The organism is Companilactobacillus metriopterae, from assembly GCF_002762335.1.
Classification (GTDB): domain Bacteria; phylum Bacillota; class Bacilli; order Lactobacillales; family Lactobacillaceae; genus Companilactobacillus; species Companilactobacillus metriopterae.
In genome coordinates this window covers 381,269-400,084 of sequence record NZ_CP024610.1, presented here as the reverse complement: position 1 = coordinate 400,084, position 18,816 = coordinate 381,269, and the positions used below count along the sequence as shown (strand labels likewise).

Annotated in this window: 23 protein-coding genes and 1 pseudogene; 11 read left to right on the top strand and 13 right to left on the bottom strand. The window is 31.3% G+C overall.

Translation table 11 applies throughout. The features are described 5' to 3' along the window. Positions 1-38 precede the first annotated feature (38 nt). Positions 39-575: a GNAT family N-acetyltransferase gene (locus CS873_RS01795; protein ID WP_099974181.1), complete on the bottom strand. Its 537-nt coding sequence runs from the start codon at positions 573-575 to the stop codon at positions 39-41. A gap of 47 nt (positions 576-622) precedes the next feature. Beyond that, on the bottom strand, positions 623-1,453 hold the full coding sequence (locus tag CS873_RS01790; RefSeq protein WP_099974180.1) for a DegV family protein: 831 nt from the start codon (positions 1,451-1,453) through the stop codon (positions 623-625). A gap of 138 nt (positions 1,454-1,591) precedes the next feature. Between CS873_RS01790 and CS873_RS01785 the strand changes: the two genes are divergently transcribed. Then, positions 1,592-2,095 (top strand): DUF1836 domain-containing protein, encoded by a 504-nt coding sequence (locus tag CS873_RS01785; protein WP_099974179.1) that lies wholly within the window; start codon positions 1,592-1,594, stop codon positions 2,093-2,095. Positions 2,096-2,158: 63 nt separating this feature from the next. On the opposite strand, the gene CS873_RS01780 is transcribed toward CS873_RS01785, so the two are convergent. After that, complete coding sequence (locus CS873_RS01780) at positions 2,159-2,704, bottom strand: TetR/AcrR family transcriptional regulator (protein ID WP_099974178.1); 546 nt, start codon at positions 2,702-2,704, stop codon at positions 2,159-2,161. A 120-nt stretch (positions 2,705-2,824) separates the two neighbouring features. Between CS873_RS01780 and CS873_RS01775 the strand changes: the two genes are divergently transcribed. Then, positions 2,825-3,826 (top strand): NADP-dependent oxidoreductase, encoded by a 1,002-nt coding sequence (locus CS873_RS01775; RefSeq protein ID WP_099974177.1) that lies wholly within the window; start codon positions 2,825-2,827, stop codon positions 3,824-3,826. Between the two features lie 35 nt (positions 3,827-3,861). Here the strand turns inward: CS873_RS01775 and CS873_RS01770 are convergent, their stop codons facing one another. Next, a complete protein-coding gene (locus CS873_RS01770; protein WP_099974176.1) occupies positions 3,862-4,716 on the bottom strand; it encodes an AAA family ATPase in 855 nt (284 codons plus the stop codon). Positions 4,717-4,848: 132 nt separating this feature from the next. Between CS873_RS01770 and CS873_RS01765 the strand changes: the two genes are divergently transcribed. Further along, positions 4,849-5,439 carry a cadmium resistance transporter gene (locus tag CS873_RS01765; RefSeq protein WP_099974175.1) on the top strand — a complete coding sequence of 197 codons (591 nt, stop codon included), beginning with the start codon at positions 4,849-4,851 and terminating at the stop codon, positions 5,437-5,439. A 69-nt stretch (positions 5,440-5,508) separates the two neighbouring features. Beyond that, positions 5,509-6,468 carry a 3-hydroxyacyl-CoA dehydrogenase family protein gene (locus tag CS873_RS01760; protein ID WP_099974174.1) on the top strand — a complete coding sequence of 320 codons (960 nt, stop codon included), beginning with the start codon at positions 5,509-5,511 and terminating at the stop codon, positions 6,466-6,468. A 13-nt stretch (positions 6,469-6,481) separates the two neighbouring features. On the opposite strand, the gene CS873_RS01755 is transcribed toward CS873_RS01760, so the two are convergent. Further along, a complete protein-coding gene (locus CS873_RS01755; protein ID WP_099974173.1) occupies positions 6,482-6,754 on the bottom strand; it encodes a hypothetical protein in 273 nt (90 codons plus the stop codon). A gap of 117 nt (positions 6,755-6,871) precedes the next feature. Here CS873_RS01755 and CS873_RS01750 point away from each other — a divergent pair, with 117 nt between their 5' ends. After that, the gene (locus CS873_RS01750) at positions 6,872-7,540 is read left to right on the top strand and encodes a hypothetical protein (RefSeq protein WP_099974172.1); all 669 of its coding nucleotides are present in this window, start codon (positions 6,872-6,874) and stop codon (positions 7,538-7,540) included. A gap of 29 nt (positions 7,541-7,569) precedes the next feature. Here CS873_RS01750 and CS873_RS01745 read toward each other — a convergent pair whose 3' ends face one another. Further along, complete coding sequence (locus CS873_RS01745; RefSeq protein WP_099974171.1) at positions 7,570-8,073, bottom strand: hypothetical protein; 504 nt, start codon at positions 8,071-8,073, stop codon at positions 7,570-7,572. A 136-nt stretch (positions 8,074-8,209) separates the two neighbouring features. Between CS873_RS01745 and CS873_RS01740 the strand changes: the two are divergent. Continuing rightward, positions 8,210-8,797 (top strand): annotated as a pseudogene (locus tag CS873_RS01740) (NAD(P)H-binding protein). A gap of 34 nt (positions 8,798-8,831) precedes the next feature. Here the strand turns inward: CS873_RS01740 and CS873_RS01735 are convergent. From CS873_RS01735 to CS873_RS01725, 3 genes are read right to left on the bottom strand one after another with little or no spacing between them, the layout of a single operon-like run. Then, a complete protein-coding gene (locus tag CS873_RS01735; RefSeq protein ID WP_099974170.1) occupies positions 8,832-9,266 on the bottom strand; it encodes a MerR family transcriptional regulator in 435 nt (144 codons plus the stop codon). 4 nt (positions 9,267-9,270) lie between these two features. Further along, a complete protein-coding gene (locus CS873_RS01730; RefSeq protein ID WP_099974169.1) occupies positions 9,271-9,591 on the bottom strand; it encodes a carboxymuconolactone decarboxylase family protein in 321 nt (106 codons plus the stop codon). A gap of 12 nt (positions 9,592-9,603) precedes the next feature. Further along, positions 9,604-10,011: a cupin domain-containing protein gene (locus tag CS873_RS01725; RefSeq protein ID WP_099974168.1), complete on the bottom strand. Its 408-nt coding sequence runs from the start codon at positions 10,009-10,011 to the stop codon at positions 9,604-9,606. 144 nt (positions 10,012-10,155) lie between these two features. Between CS873_RS01725 and CS873_RS01720 the strand changes: the two genes are divergently transcribed. Then, positions 10,156-10,476, top strand: a complete 321-nt coding sequence (locus CS873_RS01720; RefSeq protein ID WP_099974167.1) for a hypothetical protein — start codon at positions 10,156-10,158, stop codon at positions 10,474-10,476. 19 nt (positions 10,477-10,495) lie between these two features. Here the strand turns inward: CS873_RS01720 and CS873_RS01715 are convergent, their stop codons facing one another. Together CS873_RS01715 and CS873_RS01710 are read right to left on the bottom strand one after the other, a co-directional pair. Next, entirely contained in the window at positions 10,496-11,239 is a 744-nt protein-coding gene (locus CS873_RS01715) for a YibE/F family protein (RefSeq protein WP_099974166.1), read from the bottom strand. Further along, the gene (locus CS873_RS01710) at positions 11,236-12,312 is read right to left on the bottom strand and encodes a YibE/F family protein (RefSeq protein WP_099974165.1); all 1,077 of its coding nucleotides are present in this window, start codon (positions 12,310-12,312) and stop codon (positions 11,236-11,238) included. Before CS873_RS01710 ends, CS873_RS01715 begins: the two co-directional genes overlap by 4 nt. 108 nt (positions 12,313-12,420) lie before the next feature. Here CS873_RS01710 and trpX point away from each other — a divergent pair, with 108 nt between their 5' ends. The 4 genes from trpX (at position 12,421) to CS873_RS01690 (ending at position 16,553) form a co-directional block, all read left to right on the top strand. Next, positions 12,421-13,428 (top strand): tryptophan ABC transporter substrate-binding protein, encoded by a 1,008-nt coding sequence (trpX, locus tag CS873_RS01705; RefSeq protein WP_099974164.1) that lies wholly within the window; start codon positions 12,421-12,423, stop codon positions 13,426-13,428. Beyond that, entirely contained in the window at positions 13,425-14,336 is a 912-nt protein-coding gene (locus CS873_RS01700; RefSeq protein WP_099974163.1) for an ABC transporter permease, read from the top strand. Before trpX ends, CS873_RS01700 begins: the two co-directional genes overlap by 4 nt. Further along, positions 14,311-15,060, top strand: coding sequence for an ABC transporter ATP-binding protein (locus CS873_RS01695; protein WP_099974162.1), 750 nt, complete (start codon positions 14,311-14,313; stop codon positions 15,058-15,060). The genes CS873_RS01700 and CS873_RS01695 overlap by 26 nt, the downstream gene beginning before the upstream one ends. 272 nt (positions 15,061-15,332) lie before the next feature. Beyond that, a complete protein-coding gene (locus CS873_RS01690) occupies positions 15,333-16,553 on the top strand; it encodes an esterase/lipase family protein (protein ID WP_099974161.1) in 1,221 nt (406 codons plus the stop codon). Between the two features lie 32 nt (positions 16,554-16,585). Here CS873_RS01690 and CS873_RS01685 read toward each other — a convergent pair whose 3' ends face one another. Both CS873_RS01685 and CS873_RS01680 read right to left on the bottom strand, forming a co-directional pair. Continuing rightward, entirely contained in the window at positions 16,586-17,728 is a 1,143-nt protein-coding gene (locus CS873_RS01685; protein ID WP_099974160.1) for a trans-sulfuration enzyme family protein, read from the bottom strand. Positions 17,729-17,828: 100 nt separating this feature from the next. Next, positions 17,829-18,761 (bottom strand): NADP-dependent oxidoreductase, encoded by a 933-nt coding sequence (locus tag CS873_RS01680; RefSeq protein ID WP_099974159.1) that lies wholly within the window; start codon positions 18,759-18,761, stop codon positions 17,829-17,831. Between the last annotated feature and the right edge of the window lie 55 nt (positions 18,762-18,816).

Here is an 18,816-nt window from a genome sequence, read left to right as displayed (position 1 = left end):
GCAAATAAAAAACAACTACACGGATAACGATATAGTTGTTAATTTTCGGGATTTATTAGATAGTACAGTGCCACATCTCGATATGTTCCTTTGTTAAACAAGTAATCTTTGAGTATTGTTTTTTCTGTGAATCCAGCACTTTTTGCCACAGCTCGACTGGGGTGGTTATCGATATCAGCAAGCAAATCCAAACGATGGATTCCCAAATTATTAAATGCTACATTTATCGTTTTTTTGAGAGAATTATGCATAATGCCCCTATGGGAATACTTATCACTAAGCCAATAACCAATTTCACCTCGATGATGTTCATCAAGAATATTATGTATATCAATCATTCCAACTAATTTATCTTGATAATAAATAACCATTAACCATAATTCCCTGTTGGATATTTTTTCAGATAACATATTAATTGAATTTTTTTCATCTTCAATAGATTTAGTTTTTTCTACCCAACTTAACCATTCATCAAGAGTATCTCTGCTTTCATCTACTGCATTATATATTTCTTCCGCCTGAGAAATATCAAGACTCTTTAGAGTTATATCTTCGGATACTTTGTAATACTCCATAAAAAACACCCCCAAATTATTAAGCTTAGGGTAAACTTTTTTTACAATTATTTCAATTCGTATCCAATTAAAATTCCACCATCTTCAGCATAATAGCTACACAATCCTTGGCAAGGAGTTATTTCAACAATCGCTTGCGGATAATTTTGATTAATCAATGATTGTATACTTTCAGCTAAAATTGGATTATTTACATGGTTAACTTTTACTTTTCCACCTGAGTAGCCATTGGAGTTCATTTGTTCTAGCAATGTATTTAAAAATTTCTTTTGGCTTCTTACTTTAGTAACAAGTTCTAATTTTCCGTCTGAACTAGCGGTAATTATCATCTTAATATTTAAAAGTTTAGCGCACTTAGCGAGCGCTGAATTAACACGACCATTCTTTGCCATATTATCCAAAGAACTCAAAGCAGCGAGCAATCTTGTTTTTTGCTGATATTCAACGATATTATCCGCAATTTCTTGAAATGATAGTCCTTCTTCAATCATTTGATCTAACTTTTCAATGATTAGACCCATTTCCGGTCCTGTCGATTTTGAATCTATCACCTTAATATTAATGTTAGGATTTTTTTCTTTGAATATTTCAGCTGCTTGTACAGCTGATGAATAGCTCCCAGATAGTTGACTGGTGATAGTCACCACAAATATATTGTCTGCACCCTCAAAAGTTGTCATCCACTCGTCAATATTAGGACATGAAGTTCCTGAGTTTTTTGCATTTGAAAGACTCATCTGCATTTTTTTAATATCTAATTCTTGATTATCTTTATACTCAACATCATCTGCAATAATTGTTAAAGGGACCTGTTTATATAATTTATTATCTAAATTTCTAACATCTGATGAGGAATCTGAAATAATTCTAAATGTCATAGTAAACACCTTCACCGTTTTTCTATATTCTATCGGTTTTTCAAAAACCTGTCAAAAGTTTCATAAATACTTTTAAGAAACTAATTTGAACTTTATGAACGCATCTTATATAATTTATACTCAAGAAGGTGTAAATACATGGACGAAAAGTCGCAAAAAACTATCGCTGATTCTATCAAAAACTTCACATTACCAAGTTATAAAGAGATTCCTAATGTTGGCCTATATCTCGAACAAACTGTTAAGTATTTAAATGAATATCTGGAACCACTGGGTGATGTTACTATTACTAATTCAATGATCAGTAACTACGTAAAGAAAAAATTAATAGATAGTCCTATTAAAAAGCAGTACTCCAGAGATCAAATCGTAATTTTATTCTTTATTGCGATTTCAAAGGTAGTTCTTTCTCTAGAAGACATCAATAAGTTGTTATCTGTTCAGGCAGATACTCATAATGTTCAAGAATCATATGAATATTTTTGCTCAGAGCTAATTGATATATTAAATAAAGTATTTTCACGACAAAAATTAAGCGAATTTGATAGCTCTAATGAACCTGAAGAAAAGATAATGTTACAAAATGTAATAACCGCCATCGCTAATAAAATCTACTTAGATAAATATTTTGAAATGCTATAAAATAAAAAAAAAACTAACCCTATGGGTTAGCTTTTTTCAACGATTTGAAAGTTAATATATATTTCATAATCCAGGTAATATCATATTCCAAATATCGTCAAATCGTTGCTTATAATCTGAACGATTCCAAGTTTCTTTAAAACTTGGCAAAGTAAATATCGCAAAACAAGATAATATTGCTTCGGATTTTCTAAAATCTTCATCTCTATAATTCATGAGTTCATTGATGTAGCGATAACTTGGTGTTAATACATTCCTTATTTCAGAAGGATGATCATCCAAATAAATAGAAATCAAGTTGAATATCTCTAAATGTTCGTTTGCAGCTCTTTTCTTGGCATTGGCAAATTGCCACAACCAATCATATAGTTCATCCGTATTACTTTTATAACTAGATTTCAGCTTTATAGATGCGACAATGTTTTCTTCAAACCAACATATCGAAGCACATTGCCATAACTCGTTTTTATTTTTAAAATATTTATAAATTGCGGCATGTGTTACGTCTAATTGATCTGCAATTTGTTCAATTTTTATATTTGTTTTTTTCTCGTCGATTACCAATTTTAATGCGGTATCGATGATTATCTGTCGTGATAAATTTGCCATATCCGCCTCCAATTGAAAATATTATAACATTTTTAGTTACATTTTTTGAATTTTGAAACTAAAGGTGTTATATTATCATCAGTTACAAAAAAAGAAAAACGTTACTGGAGATTATTAAAAATGAAAGCAGCTCAATTAACTAAATACCAAGACGATTTCAAACTAGTAATTAACAACATCGACAAACCACAAATAAAATCAAATGAAGTTTTAATAAAAATTAGTTATGCCGCAGTAAATCCACTTGATATACTTGTTGGCACTGGAAAAATCAAATTAATAAAAAACTACAAACTACCACAAACTCAAGGGAATGAAATTTCAGGAGTTATCGAAGAAGTTGGTTCTAACGTTCATGATTTTAAAGTTGGTGATGAAATATATACTCGATTACCTACTGAACATATCGGAGGATTTGCTGAATATATTGCTCTAGATAGCTCAACTATAGCTAAAATTCCCAATTCATTAGATTTAAAAACAGCTGTAGCAGCCCCCTTAACAGGTCTGACAGCAATTCAAGCATTAAAAGATATAATGAAAGTTGAGTCTGGAAAAACTATTTTGATCCCTGGTGGATCTGGTTCTTTTGGTCAATTAGCGGTCCCTATTGCTAAAAGTTTAGGTTTAAAAGTTATCGTCACAGGAAATGCTGACTCTAGAGAAAGAATTACCGCTCTAGGTGCAGATGTATATTTAGACTACAAGATCGATAACTACTGGGAAAAGCTTTCTGAGATAGACTATCTTATTGATACACTTGGAACCAAAGAATACGATCATGAATTGTCTGTTATGAAAAAAGGTGGCAAAATTCTCTCTCTAATTAGTGGACCAAACAAAAATTTTGCTGAATATTATAACTTCACAGGTTTGAAAAAAATGCTATTCAGTTTAGCAGGCAAAAAATTAGATCGTAAAGCGGCTGAACATGGTGTTAGTTATAATTTTATTTTTGTTAAAAATGATGGTTCTCAACTAAAGCAACTTTCAAAAATAATTGACGATAATAAAATAGTTCCTGCTATTGATCCTGAAGTATTTTCTTTATCTGAGATAAATGATGCAATAGATAAAGTACGTAACGGACATCTACAAGGTAAAGTTGTTATTAAACTATAATAAAAAAGCTAACTATTAATTAGTTAGCTTTTTATTTAAAATTCTTTATTGTGTTTATCAAAAAAATCGTGATATATCTTTACGTTATCTAACTCAGTCCATTTTTTTGTAGTGACTGGATTAGAATCCATATCAAATATCTTGGCATACTTTATAGAAAGTAAAAACGGTGAATGAGTAGCAATAATAAATTGGCAATTATAAAATCTAGCAGAATCTTCAATGAATCTCACTAATTCAATTTGTAATTTTGGGGACAATGAATTTTCTGGTTCATCCAAAATGTACAACCCATCATCTTTAACTAATTTTGTAAAATAATTGAACGCACTCTCTCCGTTGGACTGTTCCCGAATGTTATCCATTACATGTTCGCGTGTAAATTTGGATTGAGTCTGTCTACGTGCCGTTGTTATTTCTTTTAATTTATTATAGTCTTCTGGTCCATGATAATGAAAATTTGCATGCTTAGCATCTAAATATTCCTCATACACTTCACTTTTTCTTTTATCAATACCTTCATTGACTTCTCTAATATTGAGCATGTAATCAAAAACATCATCACTGGTGATAATGCAGCTACTAGGCGTTAGTTCATGAGAAAGATTGAAATCTGACATATCCAAATATTCTTCATAAAAATTAGTTCGATTATATGGGGTTTCTCGACTAAGCTTTAGTTTTTCAGAAATAACATTAAGAATTGTTGTCTTACCAGATCCATTGCTACCACTAAGTATTGTTATTGGTTCAAAATTTATGGTTTGAACTCCTTTGCTTACTATCGTTTGAAAAGGATAGTAGCTGTTGTACACTTTCAATTCTTGATTTATAAAAAATCTCCATTCTTGATCTTCCGTCGGAAAAGTAAAATTTTCTAGGTAAAGCATATTCCCTCCAGTTTTTAAATTAATAAAACAGATTAATCTTACCTTAAAATTACATTCTTCCGTAAATAAAATCAACATCTCATCTTTTTTCAAAAAATTAAGATAACATATAGGTATTAAAGGGAGAACTATATGAAAACCATTTTATTAACTATTGCTGCGTATTGCTCGACCAGTATCGATTATTTAATTATATTAACTATTCTCTTTAGCGGTATTAAAACTAAAAATCAGAGATGGCTAATCTATTGGGGTGATTTTTTAGGTACAAGTGTTCTTATCGGTGTATCACTTTTATTTGGACTCGTTTTAAATTTTGTACCAGATGAGTGGATATTAGGATTACTTGGTATTATTCCGATTATATTCGGTATTAAAATTTTAATTTCAAATGATGATGATTCTGAGGTAAGTGCTCAATTTTTAAAAAATAAACATATAGTCATAAATGTAGCTATTATAACAGTCACTTCGTGTGGTGCAGATAATCTCGGTATTTATATACCTGTTTTCTCCCAAATAAATATTTCTGAGATTCCTATTATGTTAATTACATTCTTTATTATGATGTCTATTTTTTGTTACATTGGTTACCTTATTTCAAAGGCACCTGTTATCTCTAGTATCCTTGATAAATGGCAAAAATATATAACATCATCAATTTATATAATAATAGGTGCTTATATTTTATTTGAATCTGGAACTATAATTCACTTTATTTAAAATATTTATTTCTAGCTAAATATACCCTATTTGATTTATTATTGAATATACAAGTGGAGGTTATTAATTATGAAAGATATTAAATTAATTGCTAATTTTGGTACTGGTACCATGGGTCATGGCATAACGTTACAATTTGCAATGGCTGGTTATGACGTAAACCTGATAGGTCACTCTGAGGCAGGGCTTAATCGAGGTGTCGAAAATATCAATAATGATCTAGATTCATTTGTTAATGCTGGTTTAATCAATTCAGATGACCTTCTTTCTATCCAGGATAGGATTCACCCAACAATGGATATAGAAGCATGTTTAGAAAATGCAGATTTCGTCATTGAATCAGTTGTGGAAGATTTGAAAATAAAACAAGATCTTTGGGAACATATTGAAAGTTTAGCTCCAAAAGATGCTATTTTTGCAACAAATACATCAGGGTTAAGCCCCACAGAAATTAGTAAAAATCTTGAGCACAAAGAACGTTTTGTTGTCGCTCATTTTTATAATCCTGCACAACTTATGCCTCTTGTTGAAGTTGTTCCAAGTGAAAGCACATCGCAAGAAGTCTTAGATACCACTATAAAACTAATGCACAATATAGATAAAAAACCAGTTGCTCTCAAAAAAGAAACTCTTGGTTTTGTTGGAAATAGACTTCAAATGGCACTTATACGTGAAGCACTTAGCTTAGTTGAAGAAGGAGTTGCCACTCCGCAGGATATTGATGAACTAATGAAATATAGTCTAGGAAGACGTTGGAGCCTCGTAGGACCTCTTGAAAGCTTAGACTTAGGTGGATTAGATGTTTTTGATAAAATAAGTAAATACCTATATTCAGATTTAGAAGATAATAAGGGCGAAGATCCCACACTAAAAAAATTAGTAGATGCAAATAAAACTGGTTTAAAATCTGGTCAAGGTTTCTATACTTGGTCCAAAGATAAAGGGCAAAAAGTTACTTCAGATAGAGATAGTGAACTTATAAAATTACTAGTTTCTGATGTCCAAAAAACAAAAAAGAAAAATGCCTAAGGTATTCTTCTTTTTATTTAACTAATTCTGTTAATCTCTGTAAATTTATTTCAAAAGGTCTTGAAAATGTATACTGATCTTTAACAGCATTAGAATATAAATCTTTTGCTAAACCCTTAATAATATCTTCTGGATCAGCGTGCTCTTTAACTAGATAATTGTATGCTTCCAAAAGCTCTTGCTTAATATCAACGTACTTATCGTCATTTACTTCCCTAAGCATTTGAGCAACAATACGCTGAGCTTCTTTATTTAAAAGTCTTCTTTTTCTACCACGATTAAACAATATAGTACCTCTCAAATTTTCCATCTAAGTTTAATTATACTAATTTAATGAAATAAAGGGAACTAGTACACTTTAAATATTCCAATGATATAATTCTTACTATAACTAGGGGGATTTATGAAAAAATTATTTAAAGTATTTACATTGATATTATTACTAAGCATTTTTGTTTCTGCTTGTGCAAATACAGCAAGCAAAAGTACTGCTAAAGAAGAAAACACTACCAGTAAAAAAGTTACAAATAAAAAGAAACTAAGCAAAAAAGAACAAAAAGAAATATTAGATATTTTTTACAAAATGGAAACTACAATAGCCTACTATGACAGTCAAATTGGAAACATTGGTTATATGGTTCAAGATGGTATTGATCAACAAGTTGTCGAATCTGTTCAAAATTCTACTCAAGAAAATCTAACAAACAAAAAAGATAAAATTGCTAATAACGCTACTGAGTATAAAAATGAACTAAGAGCAACTAAAGCCGATAAAAAAGATGTTGAAAATGTTATTAGTGAATACGATCAATTATTTACATACTACAACGGATGGATTCAAGATTTAGAATCATTAAACTTATCAAACGTTTCTACTGTTAGCTCATCCTTGAGTGATGGACAAGACGACTATCTGGCTGTATCAAATGATCTTAGTGAAGATATGATGGATACACTAGTAAAAACCGGTATGTCTAAATCTGATGCTAGCTTACAATTCAAAAAAATAATTAAAAAATCAGTTAAAAACTATGGCGATCCAGTTGACGCAGAAAATATGAAATATTATTAAAAAAGAACACCCTTATAGGTGTTCTTTTTTTAATTTATAACAGTAATCAATGAAGACAAAAAGTTAACAAAATAAATTATGCTAACAATCATAATTGTGTACAGATTAACCTTATTACTATTTTTCTCGGAATAAAATAAAATATCAAATGTTATCAAAACTACTGCTGGATGAACAATTGCAATAATATCCAAGTCAAATGACCCTGACAAAATAATTGCTACAGCATTAGCCACTGTGACAGATAATATTAAAGTATTGAATATTCTACCGTTCACCTCGCTACTGCGTTCTTTCGTTATCCACTCAATCAATAACCTAACAATCACAAAAATTATCAAAAGAACTAGATAACTCATCAACAGAGTACCAATCATTGCTGCAGCTTCTGCCCCGGTTTGACTCAGATGTAGTTGATTTTCTAGATGTATAACCAGACCTCTAGAAGTATCATCTCTAATGAGAATAAAATCATATATTGCTAGTGATAAAAAGTAAAATAGTAGCATGAATCTTGATCTATTTTTGTACATTTAATTTCTCACTTATCTTAGTCTTATATCTATTAAAACATAAACTAAAAGTATTTACTTTTTTCAAAAATAAACTTTACTTATAGTTAACTCTAAGTATTACAATGTTTAAAATTATAAGGAGTAATAAATAAAAATGACAAATATACTTATTATAGGAGCAACTACTAGAGATTATTTTTTGAATCATACAAATGACAATTTAACATTAATGGTCAGAAATACTTCCAGATTAGGAAATATAGATCAAAATCGAGAAACCGCGATTAAAGGAGATGCCACTAAAGAGTCTGATATAGAAAATGCTTTAAATAATCAGGATGTTGTGTTTGTTGCAGTTAGTGGCAATCTACCAACTGTAGCTACTGCTGTGATTAATGCTATGGAAAGAAAAAATATAGATAGATTATTGTTTATAACATCAATGGGTATATATAATGAAATTCCTGATTCTATTGGATCTAATGGAAATTTAGAATTTAACCCTATCTTATCTAGCTATTGAAAAGCTGCAGATATTATTGAATCTACAAACTTAAACTATACAATTATTAGACCTGGTTGGTTCCAAAATAGTTCTAATGTTGATTATGAAATTATAAAAAAAGGTGAGCCTTTTGGTGGTCACGATGTCACATTAGCTGGTATTGCAGACTTAGTAGTCAATTTATCACATGATAAAAACTTAGGTTCAAGAGATAGCTTAGGCATTAATAATAAATAAAAAATCTCACTCGATAATCAAGTGAGATTTTTGTTTAGTCATAAGAGTGACCTTTATCAACTAGAAATTCTTCAAAATCCTTACCAGTGCCATTTTCAATAATATCTTCATACCACTGAACTTTGTCATCGAGAATCTCTTTCGATTTCAATAGTGCTTGAATTTCTTTTTCAGAACGCAACTGAACAGAATGTAACAAATCTAATCTCGCCGAAATTGTTGAATCACCCTGCGATCTTAGTTTTACATAAGTTTTTAATTCTGATATTGTCATACCGGTTTTTTTCAAATATAGAATAAACTTCAACCAACTCACATCAGACAATGTGTAGTATCTTATTCCACTAGAGGTTCTGTGTGCTTTGACTAATTCCTCTTTTTCATAAAAACGAATGGTATAACTACTAACACCAACTATGTCAGCTAATTCACCAATTTTTAAATTCTTTTGTTCATCAATTGCATCCATATGTCTAATCCTTATAAACTTCTTTTGCTCTGTTAAAAGCTGACCAAGCCTTTGGCCATCCTACATAGAATGATAAGTGTGTAATCATTTCTGATATTTCTTCTTTAGTTATACCATTTTGCTTACCAATAGTTAAGTGAGCATCTAATTGCTCCAAATTTCCTCCAGAAATAAGCGCTGATATAGTTATCATTGAACGATCATGTGCAGAAAGTTTGTCTTCCCTACTCCACACCTCTCCAAAAAGTACATCATCATTTAACTCAGCAAATTTGGGTGCAAATTCACCCAAAATGTCATGTCCTGCAGTTTGTTTTTTAGCCATAATTTGATCTCCTTATTTTGATAATTTATTATAATCTTCATCAGTTACTTTATTTAACCATTCACTAGAACCTTTTGTTATGGCAATATGTGAGAACCAGCTATCTTTTGTTGCTCCATGCCAATGTTTTACACCATCATGTATCGTTACAACGTCACCTTCTTTTAATAATTGAGCAGGCTTACCTTCTTCTTGATACCAGCCTTCTCCAGCTGTAACTAACAATAATTGGTATCCATCATGATGAATATGCCAATTATTACGACATCCCGGCTCAAATGTTACATTTCCCACATTAACATCAACTTCAGGATCAGCTACAAGCATTTTTAAATAACTTTGACCGATGAAGTATTGCGCATAAGCATCATTCTTTTCACCTAAACCAAAAATATTATTTGTTTTTATATCTTCATTCATAGATAAAACCTCCAAATTTATAATTACAATCCTACAACTTAGAGTTAACTTTAAGTCAAGGAGTTATTTTAATAAAACATTATTTTTATCATTCTCTTGATGACGTGTTAACATAATTGATGAAGGAATAGGAAAGTGTGATTAATGATGACTAGAAAATTTATTGAACATAAGGACACGGCTTTAAAACTTTTAGATCAACTCTACGATTCTATCGCTGATAATTCTGACAATAATGTTGTTTTCAAAAATTTGATTGAAGATGCCTCCGTTAAAATAGAAAATAATGAATCTTCTGCTAACATAATAATAAAAAAATTACTAAACGACTTAAAAGCATTAGAAAATAATGAGCACTTTGCCATTAACGAAAAAAGTTCATATTATCTTGATAAATTAAATAAACTGGCTTCAAAAGAAAAAGTGTCTATTTTAATTCAAAGTATTTTTAGTGACATATCATAAAAAGAGCATAACCCATTGGTTATGCTCTTTTCTTGTGATTATTTACTGTAAAATATGACGTTATAGGGACTGTAAATATTACCCCTATAATACAAACTAGCGTTGTTAATATCTCAGCAACAAGTAATTTATCATTGATAAACTCTGAATTAGTAAATTTTAAACTATGCATCAAGTAGATCAAAGTAAATGTTGAAGCAAAAAAATTAAGTAACATTGTATTAATTTGTGTTATTAAAATCTTATTTCCTACTGAAAAACCATCATTAAAGATTTCGCTATCAGTTAAATCCGGCTTATTATCAATGATTTCATTTAATCCACTAGAAATTGCAACACTAGTCTCCGAAATAACTCCTAAACTATTAATAACTATAATTGCTATCGCAATTTCGGGAAATGATATACCTAACTGTAAGGAAAAGCCTTCTAACTCTTCCTGATTTTCAATCCACATCCCTTGGAAATTAGCATAGTATTGAACTAAAAATGTAATACCAAGTATCAATAACATAATAATTAGAGAAGTTTTAAACGCGGTATTAGCAGTATCATAATTTTCTACACTCAAATAGATAGCTATTACTAAAACAAAAATGGAGATTACCACTGTTGTTATAATCGGATCAAAACCATCAGCAATCAAAATTACTAAAACTAATATTAAAACAACATTAATTCCTAATCCAAAAAGAAATGTTAAACTTCTCTTTCCCATCACAATTATGCTTAAGAGGATAAACGCAATAAATAAATAACTCATTTTGCAACCCTCCTATTGATAATTTTTGTAGCAATAAAACTAGTTATCGGAACTGTGATTAATATACCGATACTACTTATTAGTAATTGTGCGATTCCTAAAGTCAATGTCATATCAATAGTATAATTGATAGAATTCCCATTGCTTAGATATAGGAAAACAATATTTAAATGTTCTGCCACTACAATAAACAATAATATATTAATTAATGGTCCGACTAATTCTCTACCAATATTCATACCAGATTTAAACAATTTTCCGTCCTGCACATCTGGCACTTCTTGTTTAATCTCAATTAAAGACGCTGTAATGTCCATTGTCTCGTCCATAATTACACCTAAAACGCTAAAGATGACTCCGGAAATGAAAACCATAAAATATGGCTGCAAACCATAATCAGAATATTCCAAATGAATATTTTGATTATTAGATAAATACATCAAAAATATACTTAATAGAATCGCTAAAGTAGTCGATATTGTGGTACTCAAAAAAGCCACTAACGCATTAAAACTCGGTCCCAATATTACCACCAAAGAGATTATAGTTACCAGCAATGCTGTAATTATTGCAGATATTAATAAAATACTCTTTGGAACATTAATGATAATGTACATAAAAATAACAAACACAATTATATTTAGTACAATACTTAAAAATAGTCGAATTCTATCGTATTTCATCAAAAATAGAATTAATACAACTAAAGAAATTAAACCTACAACAACGGTATCTCTTTTCTGTGAATAGATTGAGTACTCTGATGAATTCTTTTTAACCACTAATTGTTGACCAACTCGATATTTTTGAGTCATCAGCAAAGAACTATCATACTGATTGGTTAAATTTATTGTTTTACCTTTATCTTTAGTATTTAAAAATTTACCAGTGATTGTTTGATTATATATTTTAGCCTCATTTTTGTACTCATCCGTTTCGGTACTTTGATAATTTGTTTTTACACTTGTCACCTGTACAATAGGATCACTATAGATTGCAGAATCTATTCGAGTGAGAGCTGTAATTGCTATTCCAATTAGACAAATAATTATTATCTTTACCCAGTTTTTCATATAATGTCCTCTTTATTTACTACCATATTATCTAACTTAATTGACAATTGTTAAACCTTAAAATATTCTGTATAAAATGCTTAATACATATCAGGGGAATCGACATTCATGAATAAACATACAAAAAGAGTGTACGGAACACTCATAGTACTATTTTGCTTTTTAGTATTTGCGTTTTTCTACGTTAAAAATGATACCGAAAAAGCTAAAAACGATATGCCTAAAATAGGTGTGCTACAACTGATGTCCCATCCTGCTCTTGATGAGATAAATCGTGGTTTAGACGACACATTGAAAAAGAATGGCTACATTGACGGTAAAAACATAAAAATAGAATTTCAAAATGCGCAGGGTGATCAAAGTAACTTGCGTACTATCAGCAAGCAATTTGTTGAGGACAACGTAGATGTTGCCGTTGGAATAGCTACTCCATCTGTTCAATCACTCAATAGTGCTACTTCAAATATACCTATAGTAATGGGTGCTGTCACTGACCCCAAAGGTTTTGGAATTATACCTAGTAATACTAAACCTGGTGGAAATATTACTGGAGTATCTGATCAAGCACCAATTGATCAACAACTTAGTTTAATTAAGCAAATTATGCCAAATACAAAAACAATTGGAATCATATATACCTCAAGTGATATGTCTGCCACAACAGAAGCTAAACGTATGCAAAAATTAGCTGAGAAACAAAATTTGAAAGTTAATGTCAAAACGATTAACAGTATAAATGATCTCGATCAAATTGCTACAGATCTATCACAAAATGTTGATGCAATCTATGTTCCTACTGACAATACTATTGCCAGCGGTATGCAACTATTGTCAAAAATAGCTAGTCAAAATAATGTTCCCGTCTTCCCTGCCGCTACAACAATGGTAAAAGATGGTGGCCTAGCAACTGTTGGTATAAGTCAATATGAACTAGGTCAAAAAACTGGTGAAGATGTTATAAAAATTTTAAAGGGTAAAAAACCAGGAGATATACCTGTAACCTTTATTAAAAATGGTCATCTTATTTTAAATGAAAAACAAGCTAAAAAATTAAACATTCAGTTCCCCGATTCACTAGTTAATAAAGCTGAGAAGAAAGGTCAGGTTATCAAATGAATTTAATTATTTCTACTATTGGTCAGGGATTAATCTGGTCACTTCTAGCTGTGGGTTTGTTCATCACTTTCAGAATTTTAGATTTTCCCGATATGACAGTTGAAGGATCTTTTCCCCTGGGTGCTGTGACCAGCATAATGCTTATTCAACAGGGATATTCTTCTGAGTTCTCATTACTAATTGCATTTATCTATGGTGCATTAGCAGGTTTTGTTACTGCTTTCTTATATACCAAACTCAAAATTCCAGTACTTCTATCTGGAATACTTACAATGACAGGTCTATATTCAGTAAATTTAAGAATTTTGGGCAAAGCCAATATGTCTTTAACTAAACCACAAAATATCTTTAATAAATATGGTATGGATAAACTACCTGTAAACTTTAACGGAATTATATTAGGAATCATTTTAATAACCATTATCATTGGATTACTGATGCTTTTCCTAAATACCGAAAAAGGACAAGCACTTATTGTAACTGGTGATAATGAAATTATGGCATCATCAATTGGTATTAATACTACTCGTATGAAGTTTATCGGATTGATGTCTTCTAACGGCATTGTTGCCCTAACTGGTGGATTAATAGCTCAACAAAATGGATTTGCTGATGTGAATATGGGTATAGGGGTCATTGTTATCGGACTATCAGCTATTATCATTGGAGAAGTTATCTATCCAGATGTACCTCTAAATATTCGTATTATTACAATTGTTATTGGTAGTATCGTTTACCGATTAATCTTAATGGTTGTTCTTCAATTAGGATTTAACCCTAATGATTTGAAACTTATTTCTGCAATTATACTTTCACTATGCCTTGCTCTACCAACAATTCGCGAACAGTTTATTCACACATTAAAGAGAGGAGTAAAATCAAATGCAACCTCTACTAGAGCTAAATAATGTAACTAAAACAATCTATAATCAAAATGAAGATATTAATATCTTAAATGGAGTATCTCTAAAAATTTATCCTGAAGACTTTATTGTAATACTTGGAACTAATGGTGCTGGTAAATCTACTTTATTCGATTCCATCACTGGCGCCCTTAATATATCTAGCGGAAAAATTTTGTTGAATAATTTAGATATTACTTCAAAAAATTTAAATACTAGAAGTAAATACATCTCTCGCGTATATCAAGATCCAAAATTTGGTACTTCACCAAAAATGACAGTTGCAGAAAATCTTCTGCTAGCAAAAAGACGTGGTCTAAAGCGTCGATTAATATTTAGAAATCTAAAGAAACATTTACCAGAGTTTGAAGAGCGTTTAAGTGAATTTAAAACACTAGATAATCGTTTAAACACATTTACTAATAAATTATCTGGTGGTCAACGCCAAACTCTTAGCTTCTTAATGTCGATAATTCAAAAACCAGACCTATTGATGCTAGATGAGCATACTGCAGCGCTAGATCCACAGACCAGTCATGAACTAATGGAAAAAACAGATGAAGTTATCAAAAAAGAAAAACTTACCTGTATGATGGTTACACATAATCTAGAAGATGCAATGAAGTATGGGAATCGTCTGATTATTTTGCAACATGGACAAATTATTTCAGATTTCAATTCTGAAGAAAAAGCTCAGTTAAAAGAAAAAGACTTGTTGAAATATTTTTAATTTCAACAAGCTTTTTTTGTAGAAAAATAAAAACTTTGAATATTTATTCACATATTACAAATTCAATTAATTTCATTTGTGAAAAATCATATTCTAATTTTCTGATTATTTTACTTAGATGTTTTATTTAAAGTGAGATTTATTTCAAAATTATGTATTTTATTGTGATTTACTTATCATATTCAAAATCCTAAAACCCTTGATAGCACTTGCAGTAACCGCTTACAAGTGTAATAATATAGAATATAAATTAATCAGGGGGTTAATTAATTATGAAGAAACGGAATTTTATATACGCTTTTATTTTTTCACTTCTTATTGGGGTAACTGGTCTTTTCACAATCCAACAGACTACATATGCCGATAATAATGATCCTATTGTTTTCGTCCACGGATTAACTGGTTGGGGTCGTGGTGAAGATGGCGACAATCTATACTGGGGTGGCAAAACCACAGATATCATCACTCGCCTAAATAACGAAACAGGACATACAGTCTATGAAGGTGTTGTAAGCCCATTTGGTAGCGATTGGGATCGTGCCTGTGAACTTTACGCATACATCAAAGGTGGTACTGTAGACTATGGTGCTGCCCACTCTACTGTTAATGGCCATGAAAGATATGGTAGAACATATCCTGGACTATATCCTGATTGGGATGAAAATCACCCTATTCATTTAGTAGGACACTCTATGGGTGGTCAAACAATTAGAGATCTTGATTCTCTACTTAGAAATGGTGATCAAAAAGAATTACAGATGTCTGGTGAAGATGGTACTAGTCCATTATTCAGAGGTGGACACAACTGGGTTGATTCTGTAGTTACAGTAGCAACACCAAATAACGGTACACCAACAGCTGAAACAGTTGGTAATCTACAAGCTGTTAGAAATTTACTTTACACAGGAGCAATTGTTTCTGCTAAAGTTCCAAATGTTGTAATCTCAAATGATTATAAATTAGATCAATGGGGCCTAGTGCGCAAACCGGGTCAATCTCTTGTTAGTTACCAAAAACAAGTTCTTAAGAGTAAAATCTGGAACTCAAATGACAACTCAATATACGATCTAACATTTGATGGAGCTAACGCTATAAATGCTAGAACTAATTTAGGTAGCAACGTTCACTACTTTACTTATTCTGGATTAGCTTCATATCCAACAAAAACAGGACGTTACAACCCTATCGATACTATGAACGTTGTTGATCCTGCTGGATCATGGTTGATTGGACACTATGGCAACGATCCACAATGGTGGCCTAACGATGGTGAAGTTCCAGTTATATCAGCTAAATATCCATTTGGACAAGCAGCTGCTCGTGATGATCAAACACCTGATTCTCAAACTGGTGTATGGCAATACAACGATCCTATCAATGGTTGGGATCACAAAGACTTTGCATTATTAGATGCTAAACAAGCACCTGAACTTGAAGAGCCAGTTATGAACTTCTATAAAGGAATTGTTAACAAACTAGCTGCTCTAGATTAAATAAAAAAGCTATCACAATATGTGATAGCTTTTTATTTTGCCTTTTTTATAGCTTGTTGCAAATCGTCTAGTAAATCTGCTTCATCTTCAACACCAACAGAAATACGGATAAGTTGATCTGTAATACCATTTTCTAATCTAATTTCTCGTGGAATAGAGCTGTGTGTCATAACTGAAGGAACTTCAATTAAACTTTCAATTCCACCCAAGCTTTCAGCTAGAGTAATTAATTGTAATGATTCGATAAATTTCGTTACATCAACATTTTCAGCTAATTCAAATGAGATTATAGCTCCAAAGCCCTTCATTTGACGTCTAGCTACTTCGTAGCCCTTAGAATCAGGGTCACCAGGAGAAAAGACATTGCCGACATCTGAACTTTCTTTTAAGAAGTCATAGATAACTTTAGCGTTATGATGATGTGCTTTCATTCTAACGCCTAGTGTCTTAATTCCACGCATAATTAACCAAGAGTCATCTGGTCCTAATACACTACCTATAGAATTTTGTAGGAAAGCCAATCTTTCTGCTAATTTTTCATCATTAGTTGCGACTAATCCCCCAACAACATCACTGTGGCCACCTAAATATTTTGTAGCACTGTGAAGCACTATATTGGCACCTAGTTTTAATGGATTTTGATTGAAAGGTGTTGCAAAGGTATTATCAACAATTGTAAGTAATCCATTTTCCTGACTTAAATTAGCTATTAATTCAATATCTGAAATTGTTAACAAAGGATTTGTTGGTGTTTCTAAATATACAGCTCTGGTATTTTCTTGAATGGCTGATTGGATTTCTTCTATTTTGGATGTATCTACAAAAGTAAATTCCAATCCATTTTCTTTTAATACATTGTCAATCAAACGGAATGTTCCACCATAGACATCATTTCCAACAATTATATGGTCACCTGATTTGAATAGAGAAAATACTGAATGAATTGCTGCTAATCCAGAAGCATATGCAAAACCATGTGTTCCTCCTTCAATATCAGCTATCAGTGATTCCAAAGCTGCTCTGGTAGGATTACCTGAACGTGAGTATTCCCAGTCGGGATTTCCACCTAATTTATGTTGATGAAATGTTGAAGATCGATAAACTGGTATAGAAACAGCACCTGTTGTTTTATCTTCACTAATGCCACCATGAATAAGTTTTGTGTCAAATTTCATATTTTATAACCTTCTTTATATTAATTACCAATCATTATAGCTAATAATTTATTTTTTATCTTTTATTTAACAAAAAAAGATTGCCTTTCGGCAATCTTTATTACATTTTTACAACTATTTTACCTTTTGCATGATGTGATTCACTAATTTCATGAGCTTTCTTTAAACCATCTTCGCTAAACTCTTGAACTGAATCAATAATAACTTTAACTTTTCCCTGACTAACTAGATTAACTAATTCAGTTAGTTGAGCACCATTTGGTGATAACCACAATGAAGTAGCAGTTACTTGATTTTCTTTAGCTAAATCTTCATTTACTGCACCGGCGATAGTAGTTAGTTTTCCACCTGGTTTTAAAATCTTATAACTTTTATCAAGAGTATCTCCACCGATAGTATCAAATACCGCGTCCATATCTGATAAGACTTCACTAAAATCTTCAGTATTGTAATCAATCACTTGATCAGCACCTAATTCTTTTAAGAAGTCGGCATTCTTGGCACTGGCAGTAGTAACCACAGTTGCACCAATGTGTTTTAAAACTTGGATAGCAATAATTCCTACACCACCAGCACCACCTTGGATGAGAACTTTTTGACCTGGTTGAACATCTAATTCATCATAGATTCCTTGCCAAGCTGTAAGTCCAGCTAGTGGAAGAGCTGCACCTTCTTCGAAAGACACATTATCTGGAAGTAATGCTAACTTATCTTCCTTAACTGCTGTATATTGAGCATAAGTACCACGATTTGTTAGATCTGGACGAGCTAAGATCTTATCCCCAACTTTGAAGTTAGTTACATCTGATCCAATTCTAGTAATGACCCCTGAAACATCCCATCCTAGAATAATTGGAAAATCAAGTGGAATCATCTCAGATAAGTAACCCTCACGTAATTTCCAGTCAATTGGATTAATTGATGTAGCCTTAACTTCAACTAATACTTCATCATTTGCAATATCTGGTATTTCAATATCAGTCATTTTTAGTTGGTCTCTACTACCATACTCGTTAATTACTACTGCTTTCATAATTTATAATTCTCCCTATTCAATTCATTATTTAATTAAGATTAATTTTACCACT

Coding starts and splice junctions, on each gene's coding strand:
- CS873_RS01795 (WP_099974181.1), bottom strand. CDS start 575: ATGGAGTATTACAAAGTATCCGAAGATATAACTCTAAAGAGTCTTGAT.
- CS873_RS01790 (WP_099974180.1), bottom strand. CDS start 1,453: ATGACATTTAGAATTATTTCAGATTCCTCATCAGATGTTAGAAATTTA.
- CS873_RS01785 (WP_099974179.1), top strand. CDS start 1,592: ATGGACGAAAAGTCGCAAAAAACTATCGCTGATTCTATCAAAAACTTC.
- CS873_RS01780 (WP_099974178.1), bottom strand. CDS start 2,704: ATGGCAAATTTATCACGACAGATAATCATCGATACCGCATTAAAATTG.
- CS873_RS01775 (WP_099974177.1), top strand. CDS start 2,825: ATGAAAGCAGCTCAATTAACTAAATACCAAGACGATTTCAAACTAGTA.
- CS873_RS01770 (WP_099974176.1), bottom strand. CDS start 4,716: ATGCTTTACCTAGAAAATTTTACTTTTCCGACGGAAGATCAAGAATGG.
- CS873_RS01765 (WP_099974175.1), top strand. CDS start 4,849: ATGAAAACCATTTTATTAACTATTGCTGCGTATTGCTCGACCAGTATC.
- CS873_RS01760 (WP_099974174.1), top strand. CDS start 5,509: ATGAAAGATATTAAATTAATTGCTAATTTTGGTACTGGTACCATGGGT.
- CS873_RS01750 (WP_099974172.1), top strand. CDS start 6,872: ATGAAAAAATTATTTAAAGTATTTACATTGATATTATTACTAAGCATT.
- CS873_RS01745 (WP_099974171.1), bottom strand. CDS start 8,073: ATGTACAAAAATAGATCAAGATTCATGCTACTATTTTACTTTTTATCA.
- CS873_RS01735 (WP_099974170.1), bottom strand. CDS start 9,266: ATGGATGCAATTGATGAACAAAAGAATTTAAAAATTGGTGAATTAGCT.
- CS873_RS01730 (WP_099974169.1), bottom strand. CDS start 9,591: ATGGCTAAAAAACAAACTGCAGGACATGACATTTTGGGTGAATTTGCA.
- CS873_RS01725 (WP_099974168.1), bottom strand. CDS start 10,011: ATGAATGAAGATATAAAAACAAATAATATTTTTGGTTTAGGTGAAAAG.
- CS873_RS01720 (WP_099974167.1), top strand. CDS start 10,156: ATGATGACTAGAAAATTTATTGAACATAAGGACACGGCTTTAAAACTT.
- CS873_RS01715 (WP_099974166.1), bottom strand. CDS start 11,239: ATGAGTTATTTATTTATTGCGTTTATCCTCTTAAGCATAATTGTGATG.
- CS873_RS01710 (WP_099974165.1), bottom strand. CDS start 12,312: ATGAAAAACTGGGTAAAGATAATAATTATTTGTCTAATTGGAATAGCA.
- trpX (WP_099974164.1), top strand. CDS start 12,421: ATGAATAAACATACAAAAAGAGTGTACGGAACACTCATAGTACTATTT.
- CS873_RS01700 (WP_099974163.1), top strand. CDS start 13,425: ATGAATTTAATTATTTCTACTATTGGTCAGGGATTAATCTGGTCACTT.
- CS873_RS01695 (WP_099974162.1), top strand. CDS start 14,311: ATGCAACCTCTACTAGAGCTAAATAATGTAACTAAAACAATCTATAAT.
- CS873_RS01690 (WP_099974161.1), top strand. CDS start 15,333: ATGAAGAAACGGAATTTTATATACGCTTTTATTTTTTCACTTCTTATT.
- CS873_RS01685 (WP_099974160.1), bottom strand. CDS start 17,728: ATGAAATTTGACACAAAACTTATTCATGGTGGCATTAGTGAAGATAAA.
- CS873_RS01680 (WP_099974159.1), bottom strand. CDS start 18,761: ATGAAAGCAGTAGTAATTAACGAGTATGGTAGTAGAGACCAACTAAAA.